A 23,494-nucleotide genomic window follows, 5' to 3' on the forward strand; every position below is an offset into this window, starting at 1 on the left:
ATATGCGTGACGATCTGAAAAGCCGGGCATTGGCGGTGCGGGAAAACGCGCACGCCCCTTATTCCAATTTTCAGGTGGGGGCGGCGATCTGCACGCCTTCCGGTGCGATCTATGCCGGGTGCAATGTCGAAAACGTGGCCTATCCCGAAGGCACCTGTGCCGAGGCCGGTGCCATTGCCGCGATGGTTGCCGATGGCGCGCGTGAGATTGCAGAGGTTTATGTGGTTGCGGGCAGCCCGATGCCGGTAACGCCCTGTGGCGGGTGCCGTCAGAAACTGGCTGAATTCGGGGCGGGCGATGTGCGCGTCACCATGGCCACCACGGGCGGGGTTCAGCAGGTGATGACATTGGCCGAACTGCTCCCCGGTGCGTTTGGTGCTGCCCATATGGAGGGTGATGCATGAGTAACGCGCGCACCATCATTGCAAAGCTACGTCAGCGTCAGACCCCCACCCGGGACGAGTTGAACTGGTTTGCCCAGGGCCTTGCCGATGGGTCTGTCACTGATGCCCAGTCGGGGGCCTTTGCGATGGCGGTCTGCCTGAACGGGTTGGGCGATGTGGGTCGCGTGGCCCTCACATTGGCGATGCGTGACAGTGGCCGGGTGCTGGACTGGGACCTGCCGGGGCCTGTGCTGGACAAGCATTCGACCGGGGGCGTGGGCGATTGTGTGAGCCTGATCCTTGCCCCGGCGCTGGCGGCGTGCGGGGCCTATGTGCCGATGATCTCGGGGCGGGGTTTGGGCCATACCGGCGGAACGCTCGACAAACTGGACGCCATTCCGGGGGTGGCCACCCATCTTGACGAGCGGCGGTTGCGCGATGTGATCACTCGCGCGGGCTGTGCCATTGTCGGGGCCACCGCGGATATCGCGCCCGCGGACAAGCGGCTTTATGCGGTGCGCGATGTAACGGCGACCGTGGAAAGCCTTGATCTGATCACCGCCTCGATCCTGTCCAAAAAGCTGGCGGCGGGGCTGGATGGCTTGGTGCTGGACGTCAAGGTCGGGTCGGGCGCATTTATGAAAGACATGGACGAAGCGCGCGGCCTTGCCGATGCGTTGGTCAAGACCGCCAATGCGGCCGGGTGCAAGACCACCGCCCTGATCACGGATATGAGCCAGCCGCTCGCCCCTGCCCTTGGCAACGCGCTTGAGGTGGCCGAGGTGATGGCCGTCCTGACTGGGCAGACTCAGGGGCCGCTGATTGAAATCTGTGCCTCTTTGGGGGGTGTATTGCTGGCCAATTGTGGCTTGGCGGCGGATGTGCAGGCCGGAGCGGATGCGATTGCGCAGGCCATCGCGGACGGACACGCAGCAGAGCGGTTTGGTCAGATGATTGCGGCCATGGGCGGCCCGGTCGAGTTTGTTGAAAACTTTGCCCGCTTCCTGCCCGAAGCCCCGGTGATCCGTGAAATTTCCGCCACAGGCCAGGGGTTTGTCGCGGCCATAGACGGTGAGGCCTTGGGTCTGGCTGTTGTGGACCTTGGCGGCGGGCGCGCGGTTGAAAGCGACACCATCAACCCTGCCGTGGGTCTGCGCGATGTTGTGCGTCTTGGCACAAAGGTGGACCGCGGCCAACCGCTTGCGGTGATCCACGCCGCCCGCGCTGCGGATGCAGACCGGGCTGAGGCGGCCTTGCGCGCCGCGATCACAGTCGGGCCGCGCGCCGCACCGATACCTGATTTGATCGCAGATCGGGTCGGGTGATGGGCCGCGCGTTTCTGGTTGTCATCGACTCGGTCGGCATTGGCGGTGCCCCGGATGCGGGCGACTATTTCAATGGAACGGTGCCCGATTCCGGTGCCAACACGCTTGGTCATATCCTTGAGGCCTGTGCGGCGGGTCAGGCGGAGGATGGGCGTTCCGGCCCGCTGGCCATTCCCAACATGACCGAGATGGGCGTGCTGGATGCGATGGCGCTGGCCAATGGGGCGCAGGTTGCGCCGGGGCGGTTTGGGGCAGCAACCGAACGGTCCCGTGGCAAGGATACTCCTTCGGGCCATTGGGAACTGGCAGGCGTGCCCGTGCCGTGGGACTGGCATTATTTTCCCGACGCGCAGCCTGCCTTTCCGCCTGAGGTCGTGGAGGCCGTTTGTGCGGCTGCCGGTGTGGACTGCATTTTGGGCAATTGTCATGCTTCGGGGACGGACATCATGGCGACCTGCGGGGCGGAGCATATCAGGACGGGTTATCCGATTTGCTATACCTCTGCGGACAGTGTGTTCCAGATCGCTGCACATGAAGACCACTTTGGCCTCGACCGCCTGTTGGATCTGTGTCGTGCGGTGGCCCCGGTGTTGCACGAAATGCGCGTGGGGCGCGTGATTGCGCGGCCGTTTGTAGGGGTGGAGGGGGCGTTTGAGCGGACCGCCAACCGACGTGATTTTGCCATCACCCCGCCCGCACCCATCCTGTCCAATTGGGTGCAGGACAGTGGCGCGCGCGTCTATGGGATTGGCAAAGTGGGGGATATCTTCTCTCAGCAGGGATTTGACGAGGTCCGTAAGGGGACCGATGCGGCCCTGATGGATCATCTGTCTGATTTGGTGGATGGTGCCGAGGAAGGCAGCCTGACCTTTGCCAACTTTGTCGAGTTTGACAGTCTTTACGGGCATCGCCGCGATGTGTCGGGTTATGCCCGTCACCTGGAGTGGTTCGATGCCGCACTTGGGCGCTTGCGAGCGCGGTTGCGGGATGGCGACATGTTGGTGATCACCGCAGATCATGGCAATGACCCCACATGGGTTGGCACCGATCACACCCGCGAACGTGTTCCGGTTCTGGTTGAGGGCGGGGATGGCGCGCCCCTTGGATTGATGGGTTTTGTCGATGTGGCCGCACTGGTCGCGCGCCACTTGGGCGTTCGGCCCCGATGAGCGCCTGACGGCGCACACCTTTTATTCAGGGGGCTCTGCCCCCGGCCAAAGGCCTCCCCCGAGGTATTTTTGGCGAAAGGAAGGGGGATTGTGTTACGTCCTGGCGCACGTCAGAAGGACCCCAGCAAAGGAGCGTGCCTCATGTCTGATCATCTGACCGTCGTTGACCATCCCCTTGTTCAGCACAAGCTGACCCTCATGCGTGATGTGACTACGCCCACAGCGGTGTTTCGCCAATTGCTGCGTGAGATCAGCCAGCTGCTGGCCTATGAAGTCACCCGCGGGCTGGCCATGACCACCAAACATATTGATACGCCGATGGAACCGATGGACGCCCCGACACTGGCTGGCAAGAAACTGGCGCTGATTTCCATTTTGCGCGCGGGCAATGGTCTGCTTGACGGTGTGCTGGAGTTGATCCCCTCGGCCCGCGTCGGCTTTGTCGGGCTGTACCGCGATGAAGAGACGCTGGAGCCGGTTCAGTATTATTTCAAAGTGCCCGAGGGTCTGGATGACCGTCTGGTGATTGCCGTGGATCCGATGCTCGCCACCGGCAATTCATCCGTGGCGGCGATTGATCTGCTCAAGAAGGCGGGCGCGACCAACATACGGTTCTTGTGTCTGCTGGCCGCCCCCGAAGGAATCGCGCGCATGAAAGAGGCCCATCCCGACGTTCCGATCGTCACAGCCGCGGTTGATCGGCGATTGAACGAGGTTGGGTATATCGTTCCCGGCCTTGGGGATGCCGGAGATCGCATGTTTGGCACCAAATAGCTGTGCTGGCGTCTTTACTCTGATCGCGCATTCAGGCATCGTTTCATCCATATCTTGTGGGGGATATGATGAAAGTTACAAGAATTGTCGCGCTGGCGGTGATTGCGGCCTCTTTCGGGATCGGCGCATCGCATGCTCAGAATCTACGCAATGCTCAGGCGCCAGCGGAATTTCCGCCAGCCTCCTTTAAAGGGTCACAGTACGTCGACAGCCAGGGGTGCGTCTATATTCGGGCCGGAATCGACGGGAATGTGACCTGGGTGCCCCGGGTGAACCGCCAACGTCGTCTGATCTGTGGCCAGACCCCGACGTTGAGCGCAAATGCGGCCCAGGCGGCGCGCACCACCCCTCAGCAATCGGCAAACGCGTCCGGTGTCGAGCAGATTACGGTGCCGACCCCCGCCCCGCAGGCCACCGCCCCGGCACCTGTCGTGCGCGCGCCTGCTGCTCCTGCCCCCGCCCGCGTGGCCACCACCCCGCGCCCGGTTGTGACACAACCCCTCACCCGCCGCGTGGTCACGGCACCAGCGCCAAAGCCTGTGCAACGCGTTCAGGTGCGCCGCCCCGCCCCTGCGGCAACGCCCGTCGCGCCCAAGGTCGTCGTGACCCCAACGCCGAAACCAAAACCCGTGACAGCAGCCCCGGCACCCCGCACCGCGGTTGTGAAACAGCATGTACCAGCCTGCCCGGGGGCCTCGCCGATCAGTGGCCGCTATATCAATTCCGGTGAAAAGGCCCCTGTGCGCTGTGGTCCGCAGCCCGTGACCCGGTCCTCCAGCAGAGGCATCTCGACCTCGGTTGCGACAAGCCAGGAAACCCGCGTTGTGCCCCGTCATGTGTTTGACGCCCGCCAGCGTGGCGGCCCCAAAGTTGTCCCCGAGGGCTACCGCCCTGTGTGGGAGGATGACCGGCTGAACCCGCGCCGTGCCGAGCAAAACCTCGAAGGCATCGCCCGGTCGCGGCTCATCTGGACCAACACCGTGCCGCGCCGTCTGATCGACCAGCCCACGGGCCGCGACGTGACCTCGAAGGTTCCACTTGTCTATCCCTATACGGATCAGACGACACAGACCCGCGAGTTAGGGACCGTGACCCTTGTACGTCGTAACGGGACGCTGATGAAACGCATTGTGCGCAACAAGGCCAAGGCACCAGCCCCGCAAGTCGCCGCCACTGCCCCGGTTGCGAGTCAGCAGGCTGCCCCGACCCGCAAAGCCAAAGCGCAAGTGGCCGTGCCGGGTCGTTATGTTCAGGTCGGCACCTATGGTCAGCCCGCCAATGCAAAGGCGGCCGCCCAACGGATTTCACGCGCCGGGTTACCCGCACGCATTGGCAAACTGACGCGCAAGGGCAAGACCTATCAGGTTGTGCTTGCCGGGCCATTCACCTCGTCCTCGACGCTGAACAACGGGCTGAACCGCAGCCGTGCGGCGGGCTTTGGGGATGCGTTCATTCGCAAATAAGGCAGCGGCGCTCAGTCTTCGCAGATCGCCTGAAGCTGGATCCAGTCCCGGTCGCGCATGATCGGGTCCGAGGCCACATCGGCCATCGGATCAGCCTCGATCAAGGCCAGCGTTTCCTCGCCCGAAATGTCGCGTGCCCGCGCATAGGGTGAACTGCGCACCTTGGCCGCTGCAAAGGCAGGCAAGATAATATCAGGCGCGAGGGTCGTGGCCGGCGTGGCCAATTGCGCCTCGGTATAGGCATCAAGTGCGCTTGCAGGCAGGCTGCCCGTCGTCAGCAACTGGGCGGTGGCGCGGGTGCCTGCATATTCCAGCAAATCCCGCAACGGCGGGGCGATGATGCTGCGGACCTGCTCGACCAGAACGTAACCTGCGGCCACATCCGGCTCTTCGAAATCCTCGACCAGGGCCCGATTGAGCAGGATGGTGCCGCCGGGCAGGGACAAGCCGTCGCGCACCCCGTCTGGCACGATCACCAGACGGGCTGCTCCCGTGCGCCCGGCGAGTGCGGCCAGTGCCGGGCGCGCCTCGGCGCTGCGGCAGGGCACGCCGGACACCCGTTCGATCCGGGCCAGCAAGGCGGAGCCGATTTCGGCCTCCTTGACGGGGGGCACAACGCGCATGGCATGATCCACCAAAGCGCCCGGCAGCCAGAACACTGCCAACGCGGCGACGGCGGATGCGGACAGCGCGACACCAAGCCAGCGCAAACGCCCCGGGTGGGGACGCGCGCGGGCCACGGCCGTGCGCAGCGTGTCAATTGCGGCGATCATCTCGCCCTCTTCCGGGCCAAGCTCCAGCGTTTCGGACGGGTCTCCGTCGGGGTGAAAGATCGCGCCTGCACCGGAGGTGCCTACCGCCCGTTCCACGGCTGCAAGGGACCAGTGGGTGATCGCCTTGTCGTTCAGATCAGAGATCACAAGGGTGGCATCGCCAATGGACACGATCACCTCGCGCCGCTGCGCATCCTGCGCTGTCCGCCACAGGCCCGTCGCCTCAAGCCGGTCGTATTTGGTCAGTGCTGTCATGCCTGTCGTACTGCGCGGGCCAAAATATGCCTCGTTGTTGTGCTTCTTCTTATCACGCCCGCACCGGTCCGCCAAGCGATCACGAATCCGCCCAAATCGAAAAAGCGTGATTTGACGGACGCGTTCTGGTGCTTACGGTGGGGGGAAGTTGACCTAAGGAAAGGCAGGGTTCATGCGATCCCAGATTTTAACAGGACTAGCGTCGGCCATTGCGCTGCTCATCGCCCCGATTGCGGGGCATGCCGCCGAAGGCACGCGGGTGCAGGTGACCGGTGAAATCATTGATACATGGTGTTATTACTCCGGCGTCATGGGCAGCCCCGATGCGGTTGTCGGATCCGCCCACCATACCTGTGCGCTGTGGTGCAGTGCGGGGGGCATCCCGGTCGGGCTGCTGGCCGAGGACGGGACCGTTTATATGGTCCTCAAGGTCGGTGATGACACCGAAACGGCAGGTGGGGACACAATCCTGAACCTCGCCGCACACACAGTCGAAGCAGACGGCATGCTGTATGAGCGTGACGGGCTGAAGTACCTCGTGGTGTCCGAAGTGGTTTCGGACATGGATATCACCAACGTGAACCACGATGATTTTGGCAACGTTCCCCCATTCTCGATCCCGGATCCCAACAAATGAAACATCTGATTGCATGTCTGGCGCTGATCGCCAGCCCGCTCGCCGCGCAGGATTTTTCCGAAGGCTCTGAAGCCCGCAGTTGGAACCTTTATGCCGAGGTGCCTGCCAAGTTTGACGCCCAGGTCGTGGATGTGCTGTGCACCCTGACCGGCGACTGCCCGGAGGATTGCGGGGCCGGCAAACGCCAGCTTGGCCTTGTGCGCAGTGCCGATGATGTTCTGGTTCTGCCGATGAAAAACAGCCAGCCCGCCTTTACCGGTGCGGCGGTGGAGCTGGCCCCGTTTTGCGGGCAGCAGGTCACCGTGGACGGGTTGATGATTGATGACCCTGAACTCGGGGCCAACAACGTCTATCTGCTGCAAACCATCAAGGTCGCGGACGCCGATAAGATCAAGGCGAACCAATGGACCAAGGTCTGGGCCAAGACTTATCCCGAGGCCAAAGGCAAAGGCCCGTGGTTCCGCCGTGATCCGCGTATCAAGGAGATCATCGCCACCGAAGGCTATCTGGGTCTCGGGCTTGAGGTCGATCAGGCCTTTATTGCGGATAATTTCTGAATGCTGCGTGCGTTGACACTTGCACTTGGCCTGGCGGCCTTTCCGGCCGCCGGGCAAAGCCCGTTTCCGGTTGAGATCGGCGGGCCTTATGCGTTGATTGACCAGCATGGGCAGACCCGCACGCAAGAAGACCCGGACGGGCGGGCGCAGCTGTTGTTCTTTGGTTATGCCAATTGCCTTAACATCTGTTCGGCGGCCCTGCCCTTGATGGCACAGGTGGTCGATGAACTTGCACGAGACGGGATTGAGGTGACGCCGGTGATGATCACCGTCGCCCCTGATCAGGACCGGGTTGAGACGATGGGCGCACCGCTCGCCGCAATTCACCCTGATTTCATTGGGTTGACCGGCGATGAAGCGGCCCTCCAGACGGCCTATGACGGGTTCAACATCGAGATCACCAAGCTGTTTGAAGACCCTGAATATGGCTGGATTTACGCCCATGGCAGTTTTGTACATTTGCTGGACGCATCGGGTGAGACGCTGACCTTGCTGCCCCCCGTCCTGGATGTGGCGCAGGTTGCGGGCATCGCGCGCGGATATCTGGAACCTAAGAGTTAGGTATCAGCGTTGGTTGCGGTCCTGCCCTCCCGCCAGAGGCGGGGATTTATCTATTTAGGAGGCTCTGCCCCCGGCCTTGCGGCCTCCCCCGCGGTATTTTTGGTCAAAAGAAGATCATGGCACTCGTCCGGCTCTGGCGTGAGGTCATAGGGTTTCGCAATCCGCCAGACATGGTCGGGGATCATGTTTTTCATCTTGGCAGGCAGCGAGTGACGCAGGTGCAGGATGGTTTCGGCCGCCTTCATCTCGACCCGCGTGCGCGCAAATTCGAGGCCGCGCGGCCCGGTACGCGGTTGCAGCCAAGTGACGATGGGACGCACCCACTTGGGCATCCGGCGCAATGGCAACCCACCCGCCGCGCGCGCGGTGTTGGCGATGAACCCTTTGACGGCGGCGTGCCGCTTCCCCTTGCTGTCCGGGGCGCTGAGGATGATCCGGTCGCCCAGCCCCTCCAGCATTTCGGCCCCGCGCGCATTGCGCACAATCACCCATTGATCGCCTTGCCCGGCCATGTAGCCCACCGTGATGTCGGCCAGCGCGTTGGTATAGTCCACGCAGGTGCGACAGGTGAGCGGGAAGAAGTCGGGGGGCAGATCGGAGATCGGCAGGCTCAGGAACGGGATCAGCCGTTGCCGCCCATCCTCGAACCGCAATTCGACCCGGTAGTCGGCCCGAAATTCAAGGTAGGTGATCGCGCCCGCATCTTCATCCAGCAGCTTAAGGAAGCTGTGAAAGTTCTCGGTCGTGGTGTTGTCCGAGCAAGGCGTGCCAATCACGTAAAGCCGGTCAAACCCAAGATCCGCTTCGAGTTTGCGCAGGGCATGGATCTGGCAAGGAATGCCGATCACAGCCAGCCGTTTGAAATCGCGCGCCTGTGCGTCCTCAAGCAGCGCAAGAAGCGGCGCATACCCCATACGCATGCCCCGTGCGCGGGCCATGTCGTCCGCATCGGTGATCAAGGCAGGCTGCGGTTTCCAGCGGTCCTCTGCATCCGGCACCATGGTTAACACGGCATCAACCTTGCCCTTTCGCATCAGATCGGCGGCGAGGCTCGTGGTGATTCCTGTCCATTGCGCGCCCTTGGCAGAGGTCGCCATGCGGGCGCGGTGCATGGACTGGAAGGGGCCGAAAAACAACTCATCCCCCGACCCGCGCGCCCGCCCATGCACGGCGCGCTCCATCCCCGGATAGTCGGGTTTTATGAACTGACAGGCGGTGCCGCAGGCCGAAGGATCCTTCATCCGCGACACCCCGCAATCCGTGCACAGGCTGCGCGGTGCGGGGTCGCGCAAAGTCACGCGAACTGTTCCGAGATCAGCCGCTCCTCAAGCCCGTGGCCAGGGTCGAAAAGGATGCGGTGCACGACCGAGGGTTCGGACTGGATTTCGACCGACACCACATCACGGATGGAGCGTGAATCCGCCTCGGCCATGACGGGGCGCTTGTCGACCTCAAGCACATCAAAGCGCACATGCGCCATCTTGGGCAGCAAGGCCCCGCGCCAGCGACGCGGACGAAAGGCGGCGACAGCCGTCAGGGCCAGCACGTCCGAACCGATGGGCAGGACGGGGCCGTGGGCGGAATAGTTGTAGGCCGTAGACCCGGCTGGCGTCGCCACGAGCGCGCCATCGCAGACCAATTCGTCCATGCGCAGACGGTCATCGACCGTGATGCGCAATTTTGCCGCTTGGGGCCCCGCGCGCAGCAGCGAGACCTCATTGATCGCGAGCGCCTGATGCTGATGTCCGTGGATGTCCTGCACCGTCATGCTGAGCGGGTTCAATTCCGCCTCTTCGGCCGCCTCAAGCCGGGCGATCAGGTCGCTTTCACCGTATTCGTTCATCAAGAACCCGATCGTGCCCCGGTTCATCCCATAAACCGGCGCGCCCATGTCGCGGCTGTCATGCAGGGTTTGCAGCATGAACCCATCCCCGCCAAGGGCCACGATCACATCCGCCTTGGCCGGATCAATGTCACCATAGCGCCCGGTCAGGACCGCCCGTGCCGTTTGTGCGACCGCAGCCCGGCTGGCGGCAAAGGCGATTTTGAGCGGCATCGGAGTTTCCTATGGCGTGCGTTGTGCGCCAAAAGAACCATATATTTTCGCCCCTTACCAGCATTGCCGCCCAGACAGGCGATTTCGTCGCTTTACATCCTTTGCCACAGCTCCGGTTTCCGATACGAAACCACCAAAGATACCCGATTCACGCAGACACGGAGAGTGCCCATGAACGCGCCCCATCGCACCGACGGCTTTTTCACTCAAACCCTCGCAGATCGCGACCCCGAGCTGTTCGGCTCCATCCGCGACGAACTTGGCCGCCAACGTGACGAGATCGAGTTGATCGCGTCCGAAAATATCGTCTCCGCCGCCGTGCTTGAGGCGCAAGGGTCAGTGATGACCAACAAATACGCCGAGGGATATCCCGGTCGCCGCTATTATGGGGGTTGCCAATATGTGGACGTCGCCGAAAACCTCGCTATTGAGCGGGCCAAGCAGCTTTTCGGCTGCGGCTTTGCCAATGTACAGCCAAATTCCGGATCGCAAGCCAACCAGGGCGTGTTTCAGGCGCTGTTGCAACCGGGTGATACGATCCTCGGCATGTCTTTGGATGCAGGCGGACACCTGACCCATGGGGCCAAGCCGAACCAATCGGGCAAGTGGTTCAACGCGGTCCAATACGGGGTGCGGCGCGACACGCTGGACATCGACTATGACCAGATCGAGGCGCTGGCGCTGGAACACAAACCCCAGATGATCATCGCGGGCGGGTCAGCCATTCCGCGCGTCATCGACTTTGCCCGCATCCGCGAGATTGCGGACAAGGTCGGTGCATGGGTGCTGGCCGATGTGGCCCACTTTGCAGGGCTGATCGCAGCCGGAGAGTACCCCGACCCATTCCCGCATGTGCATGTGGCGACCACCACGACCCACAAGACCCTGCGTGGCCCGCGCGGTGGCATGATCCTGACCAATGACGAGGCGCTGGCCAAGAAATTCAATTCGGCCATTTTCCCCGGCATTCAGGGTGGCCCGCTGATGCATGTGATTGCCGCCAAGGCCGTGGCCTTTGGTGAGGCGCTGGACCCGTCCTTCAAGACCTATCAGCAGCAGGTCATCAAGAACGCCCAGGCGTTGGCGGACCAATTGCACAAGGGTGGGCTTGATACCGTCACCCACGGCACCGATACGCATGTGATGCTGGTCGATCTGCGCCCCAAAGGGGTCAAGGGCAACGCCACCGAAAAGGCACTGGGCCGCGCGCACATCACCTGCAACAAGAATGGTGTACCCTTTGACGATGAAAAACCGACGATCACCAGTGGTATCCGCCTTGGGTCCCCTGCGGGCACAACACGTGGCTTTGGCGAGACCGAGTTCCGCCAGATCGGCGACTGGATCAATCAGGTTGTGGATGGGCTGGCAGCCAATGGCGAAGAGGGAAACAGCGCCGTCGAGGAAAGGGTAAAGGCCGAAGTCGCCGCCCTGTGCTCGCAATTCCCGCTTTATCCGAACCTCTGATCAACAACGGAACAGACATGAAAAGGCAGGCCGCTCTGGCCTGCCTTTTGCGTTTCCGCAGTGGGCTAGATCTGCCCGGTCCAGACCATCCACACCACCAACCCAGCCGCGATGAGCAGGATGTTGAAGGCCACGACACCAGCGATACCAAGCCACATCCCCTTGCGGCGATCAGGCCGGTCAATACCACCTAGAAAAGTGAGAATGCGGGTTTCTGCCCTGTCCAGCGCCCCGCCATCGACCTGCCGCATCAGCTTGGGCTGCCCACCGAGGGCCTGCGCCTCAACGATCCGGCGCGCCTCTGCGTGCAGGCGTTTTGGCAACCGCCGTCCTGTGCGGCGCAGGGCAGCGTCCAGCGACTTGGCCTTCACACCAAAAGCAGTGCGCAGCGCAGTTCGCACGCGGGTGGCGCGGGCGTTGATCGTCTCTTGGGTCTCCATGCGGGCTTGTACCCCGTGGCAAGGGTCCGCTCAATCCCTCTGGCTCGACGCAGGTTTCCGCGTTAAGCCATGGATATGTTAACCTATTCAGAGATTGGCCCCGAGACGGGTACACCACTGTTGATTGCCCACGGGCTTTATGGATCGGGGCGCAACTGGGGGGTGATCGCCAAGCGGCTGGCCGACACACGCCGGGTGATTACGGTCGATATGCGCAACCACGGCCATAGTTTCTGGTCGGATGATCATGGCTATGCGGATCTGGCTGCCGATTTGGCCGCGGTCATAGACCACCTTGGCGGGCCAGTGGATGTCGTCGGACATTCCATGGGGGGCAAAGCCGCGATGGTGTTGGCGCTGATGCGGCCCGACACGCTGCGGCGGCTGGTGATCGGAGACATCGCCCCTGTTCGCTATGATCACAGCCAGATGCAGTTCATTGAGGCAATGCGGGCGGTCGATCTGAACGCAGTCACACGCCGCTCGGATGCGAATGCACAACTGGCAAGCCATGGGGTCGACCCGGCCCTGTGCAGTTTCCTGACCCAATCGCTTGATATTGGCGGCAGAAGGTGGCGGCTCAATCTGGATGCACTGGCCGACAACATGGACGCGATCCTTGGTTTTCCGGACGTCGAGGGCCAGCACCACGGGTCGACCCTGTTTCTGTCGGGCGGGCAGTCGGATTATGTCGCGCCGCAATACCGCGCAGCGATTCAGGCGCTGTTCACCCACGCCCGCTTTGCCAGGATTCCAAAAGCCGGACATTGGCTGCACGCCGAAGATCCCCGCGCATTTGAAGGCACCGTCCGCGCCTATCTGGATGCACAGGAGGTCTAGCCCTTGACCTAACCCCCCCTGCAATACCAACTTTACGACCAGACGGTTGATCAAGGGGTAAGGCAATGTGGGACAAGCTGCTGGACCAGTTTTTGACGGGTATGATTGTGCAGGACCGCCTGAGCGTCACCTATCCCGATGGAACGACCCGCGACTATGGCCCCGCCACCGGGGACGAGGCCCACTTGGCACTGACAGGCAACACCACAGTGCGCGCCCTGATCCTGAACCCTGATCTGGGCTTGGGTGAGGGCTACATGGACGGGCGGATCACACCGCAAGAGTGCACGCTGGATGACGTGCTCAAGATCATCATCCGCAACCGATTCTCCGGCAGGCTGCCGTCTTGGATGCTGATGGCTGACCGGGCACGGTTTCACATGCGCAGCTTTGTGCAGCGCAACGCGCCACGCGCCTCGCGCCAGAACGTGGCACACCATTACGATATCTCCGACGACCTCTATGCGATGTTTCTGGACGCCGACATGCAATATTCCTGCGCCTATTTCCGCGATGACACCATGACGCTGGAAGAAGCCCAGGCCGCCAAGAAAGCCCATATCGCTGCCAAGTTGTGCATCAGGCCGGGGATGCGTGTGCTCGACATCGGGTGCGGGTGGGGCGGGATGGCGTTGACCCTTGCGGGGGAATACGGGTGTGACGTCACCGGCATCACACTCAGCGAAAACCAGCTCGCCACCGCGCAGAAACGGGCGGATGCGGCGGGGCTGTCGGACCGCATCCATTTTAACCTTCAGGATTATCGCCACGTCAGCGGCACCTTTGACCGGATCGTATCTGTGGGGATGCTGGAACATGTAGGGGTGCCAAACTTTGACACCTATTTCGAGCGTGTAGCCGACCTGTTGGACCCCGACGGAGTTGCGCTGGTTCACACAATCGGGCGATCCGCGCCGCCGATGGCGCATAGTTCGTGGATCAACAAATATATCTTTCCGGGAGGCTATGTCCCCTCGCTGTCCGAACTCGCATTGCCCATGGAAAAGTCGGGGCTGTGGCAAACCGATATCGAAATCTGGCGGCTTCATTATGCCAGGACAATCCGGCAATGGCGCAACCGTTTTGATGAAAATATCCATGAGATCAGCAGCATGTATGACGACCGGTTCGTGCGCATGTTCCGATACTATCTGACGGTCTGTATCCTCGCATTCGAACACCAGATGCAAGCCGTCTACCACCTGCAACTGGCGCACAAGCGCACGGCGGTCCCCCTGACGCGCGACTATATATATGCAGCCGACACCGCCGCCAAACCGACACCTGTGCGCGAAATGGCACAGTAGGCAGGTGCCGCCTTACTTCCACGATCTGACCACGAAATAACCACGATTGGCGGGCAGCTTTGGCGTGCGCAGGCCCCTCGCTTGCGCTGTGCAACACCAGACGGACCCGCAAATCGGGAGGACAGCAAATGGAATACGGTCAACGCGAACCCATGAAAAGCGTGTCAGCCAAAGAGCCGACCGCCTTCACCATGAAGTCGATCAAGGAATTGATCGCCGAGGAGAAGGACACATTTGCCAGAGCTGTCACATTGCGCATGGCGATGCCGAAATCCGAGTTGCAACAGCCCCCGCATCTGCGCGGTGCCGCACCTGCACCACGCAAACCTGCCGTCGCCAAACCGGTGCTCAAGGCCAGCTCGGCCCCTCAGTTCGAGGCAGAAATCACATCACCACCCACGGCCATTCCGGCCTCTATCCGCGGCCAGATCGAGGCGACGCCAGAACCCGCCGCCAAGCCGCGCTCGTTCTTCAGCCGGCTGATCGGCGGCTAAACCCCGCAGGGAGCCCTGCGCCCCACTGGCAAAACGATGTGAACCCGCACGCGGATCGCAGATTCAGGGCTACGACCCCTTCCAACCTCTTGCACCTTCCGACCCCATCCCTATAACGCAGACAATTTGCACGCAGGGGGTCAGCATGCCAAAAAGAACCGATATCAACACGATTATGATCATCGGCGCAGGCCCCATCGTCATTGGCCAGGCCTGCGAGTTCGACTATTCCGGCGCTCAAGCCTGCAAAGCCCTGCGCGAAGAAGGATACCGGGTTGTTCTGGTCAACTCGAACCCGGCCACCATTATGACCGACCCCGGGCTTGCGGACGCCACCTATATCGAACCGATCACCCCCGAGGTCGTCGCCAAGATCATCGAAAAAGAACGCCCCGATGCGCTGCTGCCGACGATGGGCGGGCAGACCGGGCTGAACACTTCGCTCGCACTCGAAGAGATGGGCGTGCTGGACAAATTCGGCGTCGAGATGATCGGGGCCAAGCGCGAAGCCATTGAAATGGCCGAAGACCGCAAGCTGTTTCGTGAGGCGATGGACCGCCTTGGCATCGAAAATCCCCGCGCCACCATCGTGACCGCACCTGTTGATGCGAACGGCAAAAAGGATCTCGCCGCCGGGGTCGCGATCGCCTTGCAATCGCTCGAAGACATCGGCCTGCCCGCCATCATACGCCCCGCCTTTACCCTTGGCGGCACGGGCGGCGGCGTTGCGTACAACCGCGATGATTACGAGGCGATCTGCCGCTCGGGCATGGATGCCAGCCCCGTGGGTCAAATCCTGGTCGATGAATCGCTGCTCGGTTGGAAAGAATACGAGATGGAGGTGGTGCGAGACACGGCCGACAACGCCATCATCGTCTGTTCCATCGAAAACGTGGACCCGATGGGCGTGCATACAGGGGATTCCATCACCGTGGCCCCTGCCCTGACGCTCACAGACAAGGAATACCAGATCATGCGCAATCACTCGATTGCGGTGCTGCGCGAGATCGGCGTCGAAACGGGTGGGTCCAACGTGCAATGGGCGATCAACCCCGAAGACGGGCGCATGGTCGTGATCGAGATGAACCCGCGTGTGTCGCGCTCCTCTGCGCTGGCGTCCAAGGCGACAGGGTTTCCGATTGCCAAGATCGCGGCCAAACTGGCGGTAGGCTATACGCTCGATGAGTTGGACAATGACATCACCAAGGTGACGCCCGCATCGTTCGAGCCGACCATCGACTATGTCGTCACCAAGATTCCCAAATTCGCCTTTGAGAAGTTCCCAGGGGCCGAGGCAACGCTAACCACCGCGATGAAGTCTGTGGGCGAGGTGATGGCCGTCGGGCGCACCTTCCACGAATCCTTGCTCAAGGCGCTTGCGTCCATGGAATCCGGGCTCACCGGTCTTGATGATATCGACATTCCTGGCGCGCCGGACAAGGCGGCCGTGGTCAAAGCCATCTCGATCCAGACACCGGACCGGTTGCGCCTGATCGCACAGGCCATGCGGCACGGACTGTCGGACGATGAAATCCACGGAGTCACGATGTTTGACCCATGGTTCCTCGCGCGTCTGCGCGAGATTGTCGACACCGAAGACAGCGTGCGCCGTGACGGGCTGCCCGACAGCGAAGAGGGCCTGCGCGCGCTCAAGATGATGGGCTTCACCGATGCACGTTTGGCCACGCTGACAGAACAGTCCGAACAATATGTCCGCACGGCACGTGACAGCCTTGGGGTACACGCCGTGTTCAAACGGATCGACACCTGTGCGGCTGAGTTCGAGGCGCAGACGCCCTACATGTACTCGACCTACGAAACCCCTGTGTTCGGCGATGCCGAATGCGAGGCGCGCCCTTCGGATCGCAAGAAGGTCGTGATCCTGGGCGGTGGCCCAAACCGGATCGGGCAAGGGATCGAGTTTGACTATTGCTGTTGTCACGCCTGTTTCGCGCTCACGGATGCGGGCTATGAGACGATTATGATCAACTGCAACCCCGAGACGGTATCGACCGATTATGACACGTCCGATAGATTGTATTTCGAGCCGCTGACCTTTGAACACGTGATGGAAATCATGCGCGTCGAGCAGGAAAACGGCACATTGCACGGTGTGATCGTGCAGTTTGGCGGGCAGACCCCGTTGAAACTTGCCAATGCGTTGGAAGAGGCGGGTATCCCAATCCTTGGCACCACACCCGATGCCATTGATCTGGCCGAAGACCGCGAGCGCTTTCAAAAGCTGGTGCAGGATCTTGGCCTGAAACAACCTAAGAACGGGATTGCGCATTCAGACGATGAAGCACTTGAAATCGCAGAAGATATCGGCTTCCCACTGGTGATCCGCCCGTCCTATGTCTTGGGTGGCCGGGCCATGGAAATCGTGCGCGATATGGGCCAATTGCGCCGCTATATTTCCGAAGCCGTGGTGGTGTCGGGCGACAGCCCCGTGCTGCTCGATAGCTATTTGTCCGGCGCCGTCGAATTGGATGTGGACGCGCTGTGTGACGGCACCGACGTGCATGTCGCCGGCATCATGCAGCACATCGAAGAGGCGGGCGTGCACTCGGGCGACAGCGCCTGTTCGCTCCCCCCTTACTCGCTTGGCAAGGACGTGATCGCCGAGATCGAAGTACAGACCCGCGCGCTCGCCAAGGCGCTGAACGTGGTTGGCCTGATGAACATCCAGTTCGCGGTGCAGGGCGACGACATTTACCTGATCGAAGTGAACCCACGGGCCTCGCGCACCGTGCCCTTTGTGGCCAAGTCCACCGACAGTGCAATTGCCTCTATCGCGGCGCGCATCATGGCAGGCGAGCCGTTGTCCAACTTCCCGCTGCGCGCGCCTTATGATGCAAACACAAGCTATGACGCGGTGCTGCCCTTGGGCGATCCGATGACGCTGGCCGACCCCAACATGCCGTGGTTTTCGGTAAAAGAGGCCGTGCTGCCTTTTGCGCGCTTCCCCGGCGTCGATACGATCCTGGGTCCCGAAATGCGTTCCACAGGTGAGGTCATGGGTTGGGATCGCACATTTGGGCGCGCCTTCCTCAAGGCGCAGATGGGCGCAGGGATGGTGCTGCCCGACAGCGGCTGTGCCTTCATCTCGATCAAGGATATGGACAAAACGCCCGAGATGCTTGAGGCCGCACACATCCTCACAGGCCTCGGCTTCACGCTTGTCGCGACCCGGGGCACCTCGGCCTGGTTGACTGAACAGGCGGTCAACTGCGGCGTGGTGAACAAGGTCTATGAGGGCCGCCCGGACGTCACCGACATGATGAAAGACGGGCGGATCCAACTGGTCCTCAACACGACCGAAGGGGCGCAGGCAGTCGAGGATTCCAAATCAATCCGCTCTATCGCGCTTTACGACAAGATCCCCTATTTCACCACGGCGGCAGGGGCCTATGCGGCCGCACTCGCCATTCGCGAACAAGCGCAAGGCGATGTCGGGGTAAAGGCACTGCAGGGTTGATCACTCGATCAGCCTGTCAAACCGGACTGCGACGTCGTTCAAATTCCTGAGGATCGCATCACCCAGAACCGACGCCAGTTGGATATCGCGCATATCGACAGGATCGTCTCGTGCGGCCTGCCGCAGAATGGGGGCCAACGTGACCCATTTGCTGGCGACTTTGCCCAACGTGATCTTGATATGAATGCTGGGTGCTTTGATAATGGACCTGGCGGGGTTGCCGTCTATCAAATCCTCAAGCGTTTGTTCAAACTCAACAATATGGTCTGCCATGACATCTGCGGCACCCGACCAGGCAAGATCGGTCTCCAGCAAACATAAGTCACGCTGTACCTGTTGGGATATTGCGCGCATCCGGTGCACCGCGCGGTAAGCGGATCGCATCTCCTTCAACGCGGTAGGCACGCTCGTCCGGCTTGCGATGTCGCCAAGCGTGTTGGACACAATCGGGTTAAAACGCAAAAGCAGACCCGCAGGAACGGTGTGCATATCACCTGCCGCGACCTGTTTGGCTGACAGGGACATCGTGTGCCCGATATCGCGCAGGCTTTTGATCTGATTTCGATCCTCGGCCCCGCTGGTCGCCAAAAGGCGTTCCAGACCCGCATCAAGAGCGGTCGAAGACCTCTCGATATCCTCGGCATGTATATCCGCCTCGGCACCCATGAGGACAAGACAGGCCGACTTGGCAATGCGATGCGTCAATACCACCTGATCCAGAACATGCACCATCGAGACCGGCTGCGCCGCCCCGGACATCGGCACCATAACCAGACAACAAAGCAGATATGATAACAGCGTCCGCATGGGTGCATTCAGTAGCCCATCGACCTTACCGCGCGCTTAACACCTGTCACACCAGACGAATAAAATCCTTTTTCACGTAGTTTCGGGTCGATGCCTTGGCCTCGCCACCGTTGTTATTGCTGCCATTTGTGTTCCCTTCGATAGTATCAAAATCACCCCGGTTCGCGTTTGAAACGATGCCAACATGGTTCCAGTCATTGGCCGATTTACGGATCACAAACAGCATGCCCGGCAAGATCTTGGAGGGGCGCAGGTTTGCATCCCTTACCGCCGCCTCGCTAAGGAATCGGCCCGCCGCTTTGGCGTCCTTGACCAGTTGGTCGCAGCTGACCTGCCGTTTGAATGGCATCTTGATGCCCATATCACGCGCGGCCTGGGCGGCGAGGGTTGACACAAAACCCGCACACCACAGCTGCGCATCCCCCTCGCGCCCCTTCATATACAGGCGCACCCAAGGGCCACGGTTTTGGCCCGCACGCTCCTGCGGGGTCTGGGCGATGTGCTGGCGCGCGATCTTGAGGTAAGTGGCGTTCAAATCCGCCTCGACGGTGGCGGGCATCAGGGCACGACGCATCGGCGCGGTCAGCAACAGCCATGTTTCGCGGTCCACCTCGCCCGTGACCGGCAGGGCGTTGCGCTGCTGAAAACGGGACACGCTTTTTAATGTTCCCTCGCCAAAATCATCGTCAATGGCCGTGGAAATCCCATGCAGATCACACCATTCCTGAATGCGTCGGGCGGTCATGCCGACGGTGCCCTTGCCAAAGTGTTGATTGTGTGTGCCGGGAAAATCGATCTCCTTAGCGGCATGCGGAAAGGGGCTGAGATCCAGCGTGGCCATATCGGTGCTGCCCAGCACCCCGGCAGGCGCGACCGAGATCACCTTGCGTTGCGCCGACAGCGTCACAAGATCCCGGTCAATCATACGCTTGAGCAAACAGGCCGCCCCAACCTGCTGGGACACCGCATTGGGATCAAACTTGCCGTCCGCAACGTATTTCCCTTTGTCGAAATACTCGGACCCGCTCCACAAATAGGGGCTCATCCGGCCACGTTTGCGATAGCCAAGACCGTTGTAGCGCTCAAGCACCTCGAGGGCAGAACCAACGGACCAATCAGTGACACTGCCAAGGCTGCGCCCCGCCCCGATCAACGCGTCCGCAGCGCTTTCGGCCCACGTCATGCCCACCCGCCAGCTTTCGGGACGCCCCGCAGGGACCCGCACGGTTGGCGCGCTGAGCGGGTCACCGTTGTGCAGATGCAATTTGAAATTCGCGCTCGCCTCAAGCATGTGAATGATGCACACGACCCACCACGGAACGCCCGTCATCTGCTCGACCCGCCGATAGCGAATGGTGCGATCAGGTTTCGTCATCAGATCAACCACACCGTCGATCCGATCAAGCCACGCGTCGCGCAATTGCACCGCGTCAAAGCAGGCCTGGTAGTCCTTGGCCGTGAGAGGTGGACCATCCGGGCTATCTACCACAGGCAGCGGGTTCGGATCCGGCGCAGGGGTCGCGACAACAGGGGTCGGGTCCGGATCGACTTCAGGTGCGGGGTGGTGACGCACCTTGCGGATCATCGTTCCCGCCTTTTCCGCAAGCGCATCCGCCGCCGCCTTGAGGTCTTCAAGGAACATCGTGTCGACTTTATGTTGCAACTCGCCCGTGGCCTGATCCAACCGGTCCGCCAGCCCTGCAATCTCGGCGGCAGCATTGGCCAGTTGACCAAGGCGAAACCGCTGCTCGGCCCGTTTCAGGTCATCATAGAGCGCCTCAAGGCGCACCATCTCCTCTTGGCGGTTCTCGGCGCTGGCTTTGACGTATTTCTGGCGTGCCTCGTCCTTTAACGCGAGGATATCCTCAAGCGTGACCATATCAAATGTCCTCCTCTGAAATGTCTGGTGCCCTGAAAATAGGGGCGTAATCTATTGAGCAGCGAGGGCGGCGCGCACCCCTTGGGCCGCCGCGTCCATCTCGGCAATGGTCTGCAAAATACTGGCCGAATTCGCGCGGGACTGACGGTTTTCGATGGCATCGACCGATTGGGCCAAGGCGATGCGTGTGTTTTCCAGCAGGACAACCCAATTGGCCAACAACACCTGCAACCCTTCGATCCGCGCCACTTCGGCTTGCGAAAACCCACGCAGGCCGCTGATCGTGTCGCGGTCAAAAAGCAAGTCCCCGATCAGCACGCAAAAGATCGACGTCGTCGCCGCCTCAAAGCAGGCGCGTTTGGGATCGGTGCTGATCTTGCCGCCCGCGCCGGGTGCCGCCGTGGTGCCGGTCAGCGCAATCAGCTTGTCAAATATCGCATCAATGGTGGGTGCCTGTTCGACCACCGTCTTTTGAAACTCTGCACGGGTCAGCACACCAAAGGCGGCCGTCGTTGCAGGCTCAAGCGCGCGCAAGGGCTGCGCGCGGGTGGCCAGACTGTCGATCACAGCCCTTTGTCCGGGCCCAACCGGGGCAACGACACGTGCGCCCAAGGACGTCGCTTGCGTTCCGATCTGGGTGAGGCGATTGGCCAGCGTCGTCGCGGACTCCCCTGTGGCCAACCCCGAGACTGTCTGGGTGTAGGTGTTCAGTATGTCCAGCGACTTGCGCAAGGAGGCCGTCGCAGGCGGATCAATACCCGGCGCAAGATACCGCGCCTCATCCGGATCAAAGTAGACAGTGCGGGGCGTGATGGGTGCGCGGCCATTTTCGAACGCCTTGCGTTCGGCCACGGCCAGCTTGTCGAGGACGGATTGGCCGACCTGATAGGACTGATTGAACGAGGCCTGATAGACCGCAAATTCATTGGCACCGGGGCGGATACAGGCCGACAAGACCAGCAAGGCAAATGTCACGGCGCACAGGCGGGCCAACGGTTTGGAGTTGAAAGGAAACACGACAGGCTCCTTTTGAAAAATGGATCGAGCAAAAAAACGAGAACTAACAATCGGTATTTATATGAACAGAAAACTACCGCACGGCGCTTACGCCAACGGTTTTATGGCCCTCGCACCCATAAGTTGAACGCAGTGCGGCGCATCGGCCACAGCCTTGGACAGCGATGCGCACTGCCCATTTGGCCAGGTTATTCGGGCCGCCACTCATCCCGCGTCATCGCGATAAAGGTCCCGGCCACGCCGCCTTCTACATTGCGTTCAACGATATCGCGGATCGTATCGGTGCTGTGGATCGCGTCCCATCCCGGCCCCGAGAACGTCTCGCGTCTGAACACGTGTTCGGACAACAGCGGGTTGCTGAACGCCTGACTGAACGCGTCCAGAGCCACAAACAAAAGCACCAGATTGGGCAGCGGGCTGTTGGGCACCCGATCTTCGCAGAACAGACCGACGTGAAAGTCCACGTCGCGCGGGCTGTCATAGTGTTCGGCCAGTGCGGCGGCCACCTCCGGGTCGGACGAGATCGCCTCGAAGGTCGCGGGCCGGTCCTGCCCCATATAGGCGCAATAATCCGAAAAACTGGCCAGCTGGCAGAACCGATCCTGCCTGATCGACGCCTCTTCGATGTGCAGCAGATGTTCGGCGGTATTGCGCGGCCCCAACTCGGCGGCCTGGGTTTGGCTGACGCCGGAAAAGGCGCGTTTGAGCCCATGATCAATCAGCAGCGCGTTGTTCATAAAGGTGTGGTGGACGGGGTGCATCTCTCCGCCCCACTTGACCTGGTCGGGGATCAGGGCGTGCCAGCGATAAAGCAGGCTGAATTCAGTGGTGATCCAGTTGGGCTTGTTCCACGGCGCGCGCCACGCCACCGACGGATCAGCACGCAAGGTAAAAGGCAGTGGCGAGATATGGTTGATGTAGTCCTCGACCACCATCTTGATGAACAACACGATCACAGCGTTGCGGGTCGTCTCAAACACGCGGTCGTCGTCCCAGCCGGGATGTGCGCCCTCGATCTCGCCTGCAAGCCGATTGTGTTCACGCAGGAACAAGGTGTTGAGCATCGAGACCTGCGGCACCGAATTGGCCCGGTCCCCTCCAAACGCAAACAGGGTAGTGCGGCGGGCATCGTCGATGGAACTGTCGCCCAAGGGCGGATCGAGCACGGCAAATTGCGGGTCCAGCTTGCCCTTGGCATAGAGGAAGGGCGCGTATTCCTCGCCATTGATCATCTGCGATTTGAGGCGGCCCCGCTGGCCCGCATCGGACGATTTCAGGCGCAAGGCGTTCGTTTGATCCTGCCTGCGCCCATACAGCGGACACAGGTCGATCTCGTGGTTGGAGGTGTTGCGTTTCAGCCGGCTCTCCGGCCCATGCCCATCGGGAGTCAGCGTTTCGGATTCCGTGCGGATGAATCCATCTGTGAGGTACTGGGCAAAGGCGGGAAACAGGCAGGTCGATTTGGGGCACAGACGTTGCGCACCCGCACGCCGCGCAAACAGATCGCGCAAGGCTGTCGGATCGGGCGCATTTTCGCGAGGGCGGGGCGGCAGATGCCGCGCGCTCCACCGGCGATCGGTCAGGCCTTGCCACGACACATAATCCCGTTCCGTGCTGAGCGGATGGGGGCGAAAGCGGGCGCGTTTGACGACGCGATTGATCGCCCAACGGTTCACCCACGCATCCAGAGGCGGCATCGCCTCGACGATGGAAAAGAGGATCTTGCGGATGGAATAAGAGAAAGAAGGCATAATGGGACGCTCGAAAATAGGATGAATAATCCGGTGATCATCTCCCAACACCGCGTGCATT

21 protein-coding genes are annotated in these 23,494 nt (G+C 61.3%); 13 read left to right on the plus strand and 8 right to left on the minus strand.

The features are described from left to right. Positions 1 to 2: 2 nt before the first annotated feature. The 5 genes from Q0859_RS17160 to Q0859_RS17180 all read left to right on the plus strand — a co-directional run bounded on the left by Q0859_RS17160 (position 3) and on the right by Q0859_RS17180 (position 5,114). Complete coding sequence (locus Q0859_RS17160) at positions 3 to 404, plus strand: cytidine deaminase (protein WP_299153699.1); 402 nt, start codon at positions 3 to 5, stop codon at positions 402 to 404. Then, complete coding sequence (locus tag Q0859_RS17165) at positions 401 to 1,708, plus strand: thymidine phosphorylase (protein ID WP_299153492.1); 1,308 nt, start codon at positions 401 to 403, stop codon at positions 1,706 to 1,708. Before Q0859_RS17160 ends, Q0859_RS17165 begins: the two co-directional genes overlap by 4 nt. Beyond that, the gene (locus tag Q0859_RS17170; RefSeq protein ID WP_299153494.1) at positions 1,708 to 2,877 is read left to right on the plus strand and encodes a phosphopentomutase; all 1,170 of its coding nucleotides are present in this window, start codon (positions 1,708 to 1,710) and stop codon (positions 2,875 to 2,877) included. The genes Q0859_RS17165 and Q0859_RS17170 overlap by 1 nt, the downstream gene beginning before the upstream one ends. A gap of 141 nt (positions 2,878 to 3,018) precedes the next feature. Next, entirely contained in the window at positions 3,019 to 3,651 is a 633-nt protein-coding gene (upp, locus tag Q0859_RS17175) for a uracil phosphoribosyltransferase (RefSeq protein ID WP_299153497.1), read from the plus strand. Positions 3,652 to 3,719: 68 nt separating this feature from the next. Continuing rightward, positions 3,720 to 5,114 carry an SPOR domain-containing protein gene (locus Q0859_RS17180; protein WP_299153499.1) on the plus strand — a complete coding sequence of 465 codons (1,395 nt, stop codon included), beginning with the start codon at positions 3,720 to 3,722 and terminating at the stop codon, positions 5,112 to 5,114. 11 nt (positions 5,115 to 5,125) lie between these two features. On the opposite strand, the gene Q0859_RS17185 is transcribed toward Q0859_RS17180, so the two are convergent. Next, positions 5,126 to 6,142: a hypothetical protein gene (locus Q0859_RS17185; protein WP_299153501.1), complete on the minus strand. Its 1,017-nt coding sequence runs from the start codon at positions 6,140 to 6,142 to the stop codon at positions 5,126 to 5,128. Positions 6,143 to 6,314: 172 nt separating this feature from the next. On the opposite strand from Q0859_RS17185, the gene Q0859_RS17190 reads away from it, so the two are divergent. From Q0859_RS17190 to Q0859_RS17200, 3 genes are read left to right on the plus strand one after another with little or no spacing between them, the layout of a single operon-like run. Continuing rightward, complete coding sequence (locus tag Q0859_RS17190) at positions 6,315 to 6,779, plus strand: hypothetical protein (protein WP_299153502.1); 465 nt, start codon at positions 6,315 to 6,317, stop codon at positions 6,777 to 6,779. Continuing rightward, positions 6,776 to 7,336 carry a hypothetical protein gene (locus tag Q0859_RS17195; RefSeq protein ID WP_299153504.1) on the plus strand — a complete coding sequence of 187 codons (561 nt, stop codon included), beginning with the start codon at positions 6,776 to 6,778 and terminating at the stop codon, positions 7,334 to 7,336. Before Q0859_RS17190 ends, Q0859_RS17195 begins: the two co-directional genes overlap by 4 nt. Then, positions 7,337 to 7,897, plus strand: a complete 561-nt coding sequence (locus Q0859_RS17200) for an SCO family protein (protein WP_299153505.1) — start codon at positions 7,337 to 7,339, stop codon at positions 7,895 to 7,897. Positions 7,898 to 7,947: 50 nt separating this feature from the next. Here the strand turns inward: Q0859_RS17200 and Q0859_RS17205 are convergent, their stop codons facing one another. Together Q0859_RS17205 and Q0859_RS17210 are read right to left on the minus strand one after the other, a co-directional pair. Beyond that, the gene (locus Q0859_RS17205; RefSeq protein WP_299153507.1) at positions 7,948 to 9,195 is read right to left on the minus strand and encodes a Coenzyme F420 hydrogenase/dehydrogenase, beta subunit C-terminal domain; all 1,248 of its coding nucleotides are present in this window, start codon (positions 9,193 to 9,195) and stop codon (positions 7,948 to 7,950) included. Continuing rightward, positions 9,192 to 9,953, minus strand: coding sequence for an NAD kinase (locus tag Q0859_RS17210; protein WP_299153508.1), 762 nt, complete (start codon positions 9,951 to 9,953; stop codon positions 9,192 to 9,194). Before Q0859_RS17210 ends, Q0859_RS17205 begins: the two co-directional genes overlap by 4 nt. A 171-nt stretch (positions 9,954 to 10,124) precedes the next feature. On the opposite strand from Q0859_RS17210, the gene glyA reads away from it, so the two are divergent. Beyond that, a complete protein-coding gene (gene glyA, locus Q0859_RS17215) occupies positions 10,125 to 11,420 on the plus strand; it encodes a serine hydroxymethyltransferase (protein ID WP_299153510.1) in 1,296 nt (431 codons plus the stop codon). 65 nt (positions 11,421 to 11,485) lie between these two features. Here glyA and Q0859_RS17220 read toward each other — a convergent pair whose 3' ends face one another. After that, positions 11,486 to 11,860 carry a hypothetical protein gene (locus Q0859_RS17220; protein WP_299153512.1) on the minus strand — a complete coding sequence of 125 codons (375 nt, stop codon included), beginning with the start codon at positions 11,858 to 11,860 and terminating at the stop codon, positions 11,486 to 11,488. Between the two features lie 75 nt (positions 11,861 to 11,935). Between Q0859_RS17220 and Q0859_RS17225 the strand changes: the two genes are divergently transcribed. The 4 genes from Q0859_RS17225 (at position 11,936) to carB (ending at position 17,979) form a co-directional block, all read left to right on the plus strand. Further along, positions 11,936 to 12,700: an alpha/beta fold hydrolase gene (locus Q0859_RS17225; RefSeq protein ID WP_299153514.1), complete on the plus strand. Its 765-nt coding sequence runs from the start codon at positions 11,936 to 11,938 to the stop codon at positions 12,698 to 12,700. A 65-nt stretch (positions 12,701 to 12,765) separates the two neighbouring features. Next, positions 12,766 to 14,007, plus strand: coding sequence for a cyclopropane-fatty-acyl-phospholipid synthase family protein (locus tag Q0859_RS17230; protein ID WP_299153516.1), 1,242 nt, complete (start codon positions 12,766 to 12,768; stop codon positions 14,005 to 14,007). A gap of 128 nt (positions 14,008 to 14,135) precedes the next feature. Beyond that, on the plus strand, positions 14,136 to 14,501 hold the full coding sequence (locus Q0859_RS17235) for a hypothetical protein (RefSeq protein ID WP_299153518.1): 366 nt from the start codon (positions 14,136 to 14,138) through the stop codon (positions 14,499 to 14,501). A gap of 145 nt (positions 14,502 to 14,646) precedes the next feature. Further along, on the plus strand, positions 14,647 to 17,979 hold the full coding sequence (gene carB, locus Q0859_RS17240) for a carbamoyl-phosphate synthase large subunit (protein ID WP_299153519.1): 3,333 nt from the start codon (positions 14,647 to 14,649) through the stop codon (positions 17,977 to 17,979). On the opposite strand, the gene Q0859_RS17245 is transcribed toward carB, so the two are convergent. From Q0859_RS17245 to Q0859_RS17260, 4 genes are all read right to left on the minus strand, one after another. After that, positions 17,980 to 18,747 (minus strand): hypothetical protein, encoded by a 768-nt coding sequence (locus Q0859_RS17245; RefSeq protein WP_299153521.1) that lies wholly within the window; start codon positions 18,745 to 18,747, stop codon positions 17,980 to 17,982. A gap of 85 nt (positions 18,748 to 18,832) precedes the next feature. Then, positions 18,833 to 20,665: a peptidoglycan-binding protein gene (locus tag Q0859_RS17250; protein WP_299153523.1), complete on the minus strand. Its 1,833-nt coding sequence runs from the start codon at positions 20,663 to 20,665 to the stop codon at positions 18,833 to 18,835. A gap of 51 nt (positions 20,666 to 20,716) precedes the next feature. Beyond that, positions 20,717 to 21,682, minus strand: a complete 966-nt coding sequence (locus Q0859_RS17255) for a hypothetical protein (protein ID WP_299153524.1) — start codon at positions 21,680 to 21,682, stop codon at positions 20,717 to 20,719. Positions 21,683 to 21,870: 188 nt separating this feature from the next. Further along, a complete protein-coding gene (locus Q0859_RS17260) occupies positions 21,871 to 23,433 on the minus strand; it encodes a peroxidase family protein (RefSeq protein ID WP_299153526.1) in 1,563 nt (520 codons plus the stop codon). Between the last annotated feature and the right edge of the window lie 61 nt (positions 23,434 to 23,494).

Source organism: uncultured Tateyamaria sp., from assembly GCF_947497045.1.
Classification (GTDB): Bacteria; Pseudomonadota; Alphaproteobacteria; order Rhodobacterales; family Rhodobacteraceae; genus Tateyamaria.

Coding starts and splice junctions, on each gene's coding strand:
- Q0859_RS17160 (WP_299153699.1), top strand. CDS start 3: ATGCGTGACGATCTGAAAAGCCGGGCATTGGCGGTGCGGGAAAACGCG.
- Q0859_RS17165 (WP_299153492.1), top strand. CDS start 401: ATGAGTAACGCGCGCACCATCATTGCAAAGCTACGTCAGCGTCAGACC.
- Q0859_RS17170 (WP_299153494.1), top strand. CDS start 1,708: ATGGGCCGCGCGTTTCTGGTTGTCATCGACTCGGTCGGCATTGGCGGT.
- upp (WP_299153497.1), top strand. CDS start 3,019: ATGTCTGATCATCTGACCGTCGTTGACCATCCCCTTGTTCAGCACAAG.
- Q0859_RS17180 (WP_299153499.1), top strand. CDS start 3,720: ATGAAAGTTACAAGAATTGTCGCGCTGGCGGTGATTGCGGCCTCTTTC.
- Q0859_RS17185 (WP_299153501.1), bottom strand. CDS start 6,142: ATGACAGCACTGACCAAATACGACCGGCTTGAGGCGACGGGCCTGTGG.
- Q0859_RS17190 (WP_299153502.1), top strand. CDS start 6,315: ATGCGATCCCAGATTTTAACAGGACTAGCGTCGGCCATTGCGCTGCTC.
- Q0859_RS17195 (WP_299153504.1), top strand. CDS start 6,776: ATGAAACATCTGATTGCATGTCTGGCGCTGATCGCCAGCCCGCTCGCC.
- Q0859_RS17200 (WP_299153505.1), top strand. CDS start 7,337: ATGCTGCGTGCGTTGACACTTGCACTTGGCCTGGCGGCCTTTCCGGCC.
- Q0859_RS17210 (WP_299153508.1), bottom strand. CDS start 9,953: ATGCCGCTCAAAATCGCCTTTGCCGCCAGCCGGGCTGCGGTCGCACAA.
- glyA (WP_299153510.1), top strand. CDS start 10,125: ATGAACGCGCCCCATCGCACCGACGGCTTTTTCACTCAAACCCTCGCA.
- Q0859_RS17220 (WP_299153512.1), bottom strand. CDS start 11,860: ATGGAGACCCAAGAGACGATCAACGCCCGCGCCACCCGCGTGCGAACT.
- Q0859_RS17225 (WP_299153514.1), top strand. CDS start 11,936: ATGTTAACCTATTCAGAGATTGGCCCCGAGACGGGTACACCACTGTTG.
- Q0859_RS17230 (WP_299153516.1), top strand. CDS start 12,766: ATGTGGGACAAGCTGCTGGACCAGTTTTTGACGGGTATGATTGTGCAG.
- Q0859_RS17235 (WP_299153518.1), top strand. CDS start 14,136: ATGGAATACGGTCAACGCGAACCCATGAAAAGCGTGTCAGCCAAAGAG.
- carB (WP_299153519.1), top strand. CDS start 14,647: ATGCCAAAAAGAACCGATATCAACACGATTATGATCATCGGCGCAGGC.
- Q0859_RS17245 (WP_299153521.1), bottom strand. CDS start 18,747: ATGGTGCCGATGTCCGGGGCGGCGCAGCCGGTCTCGATGGTGCATGTT.
- Q0859_RS17250 (WP_299153523.1), bottom strand. CDS start 20,665: ATGGTCACGCTTGAGGATATCCTCGCGTTAAAGGACGAGGCACGCCAG.
- Q0859_RS17260 (WP_299153526.1), bottom strand. CDS start 23,433: ATGCCTTCTTTCTCTTATTCCATCCGCAAGATCCTCTTTTCCATCGTC.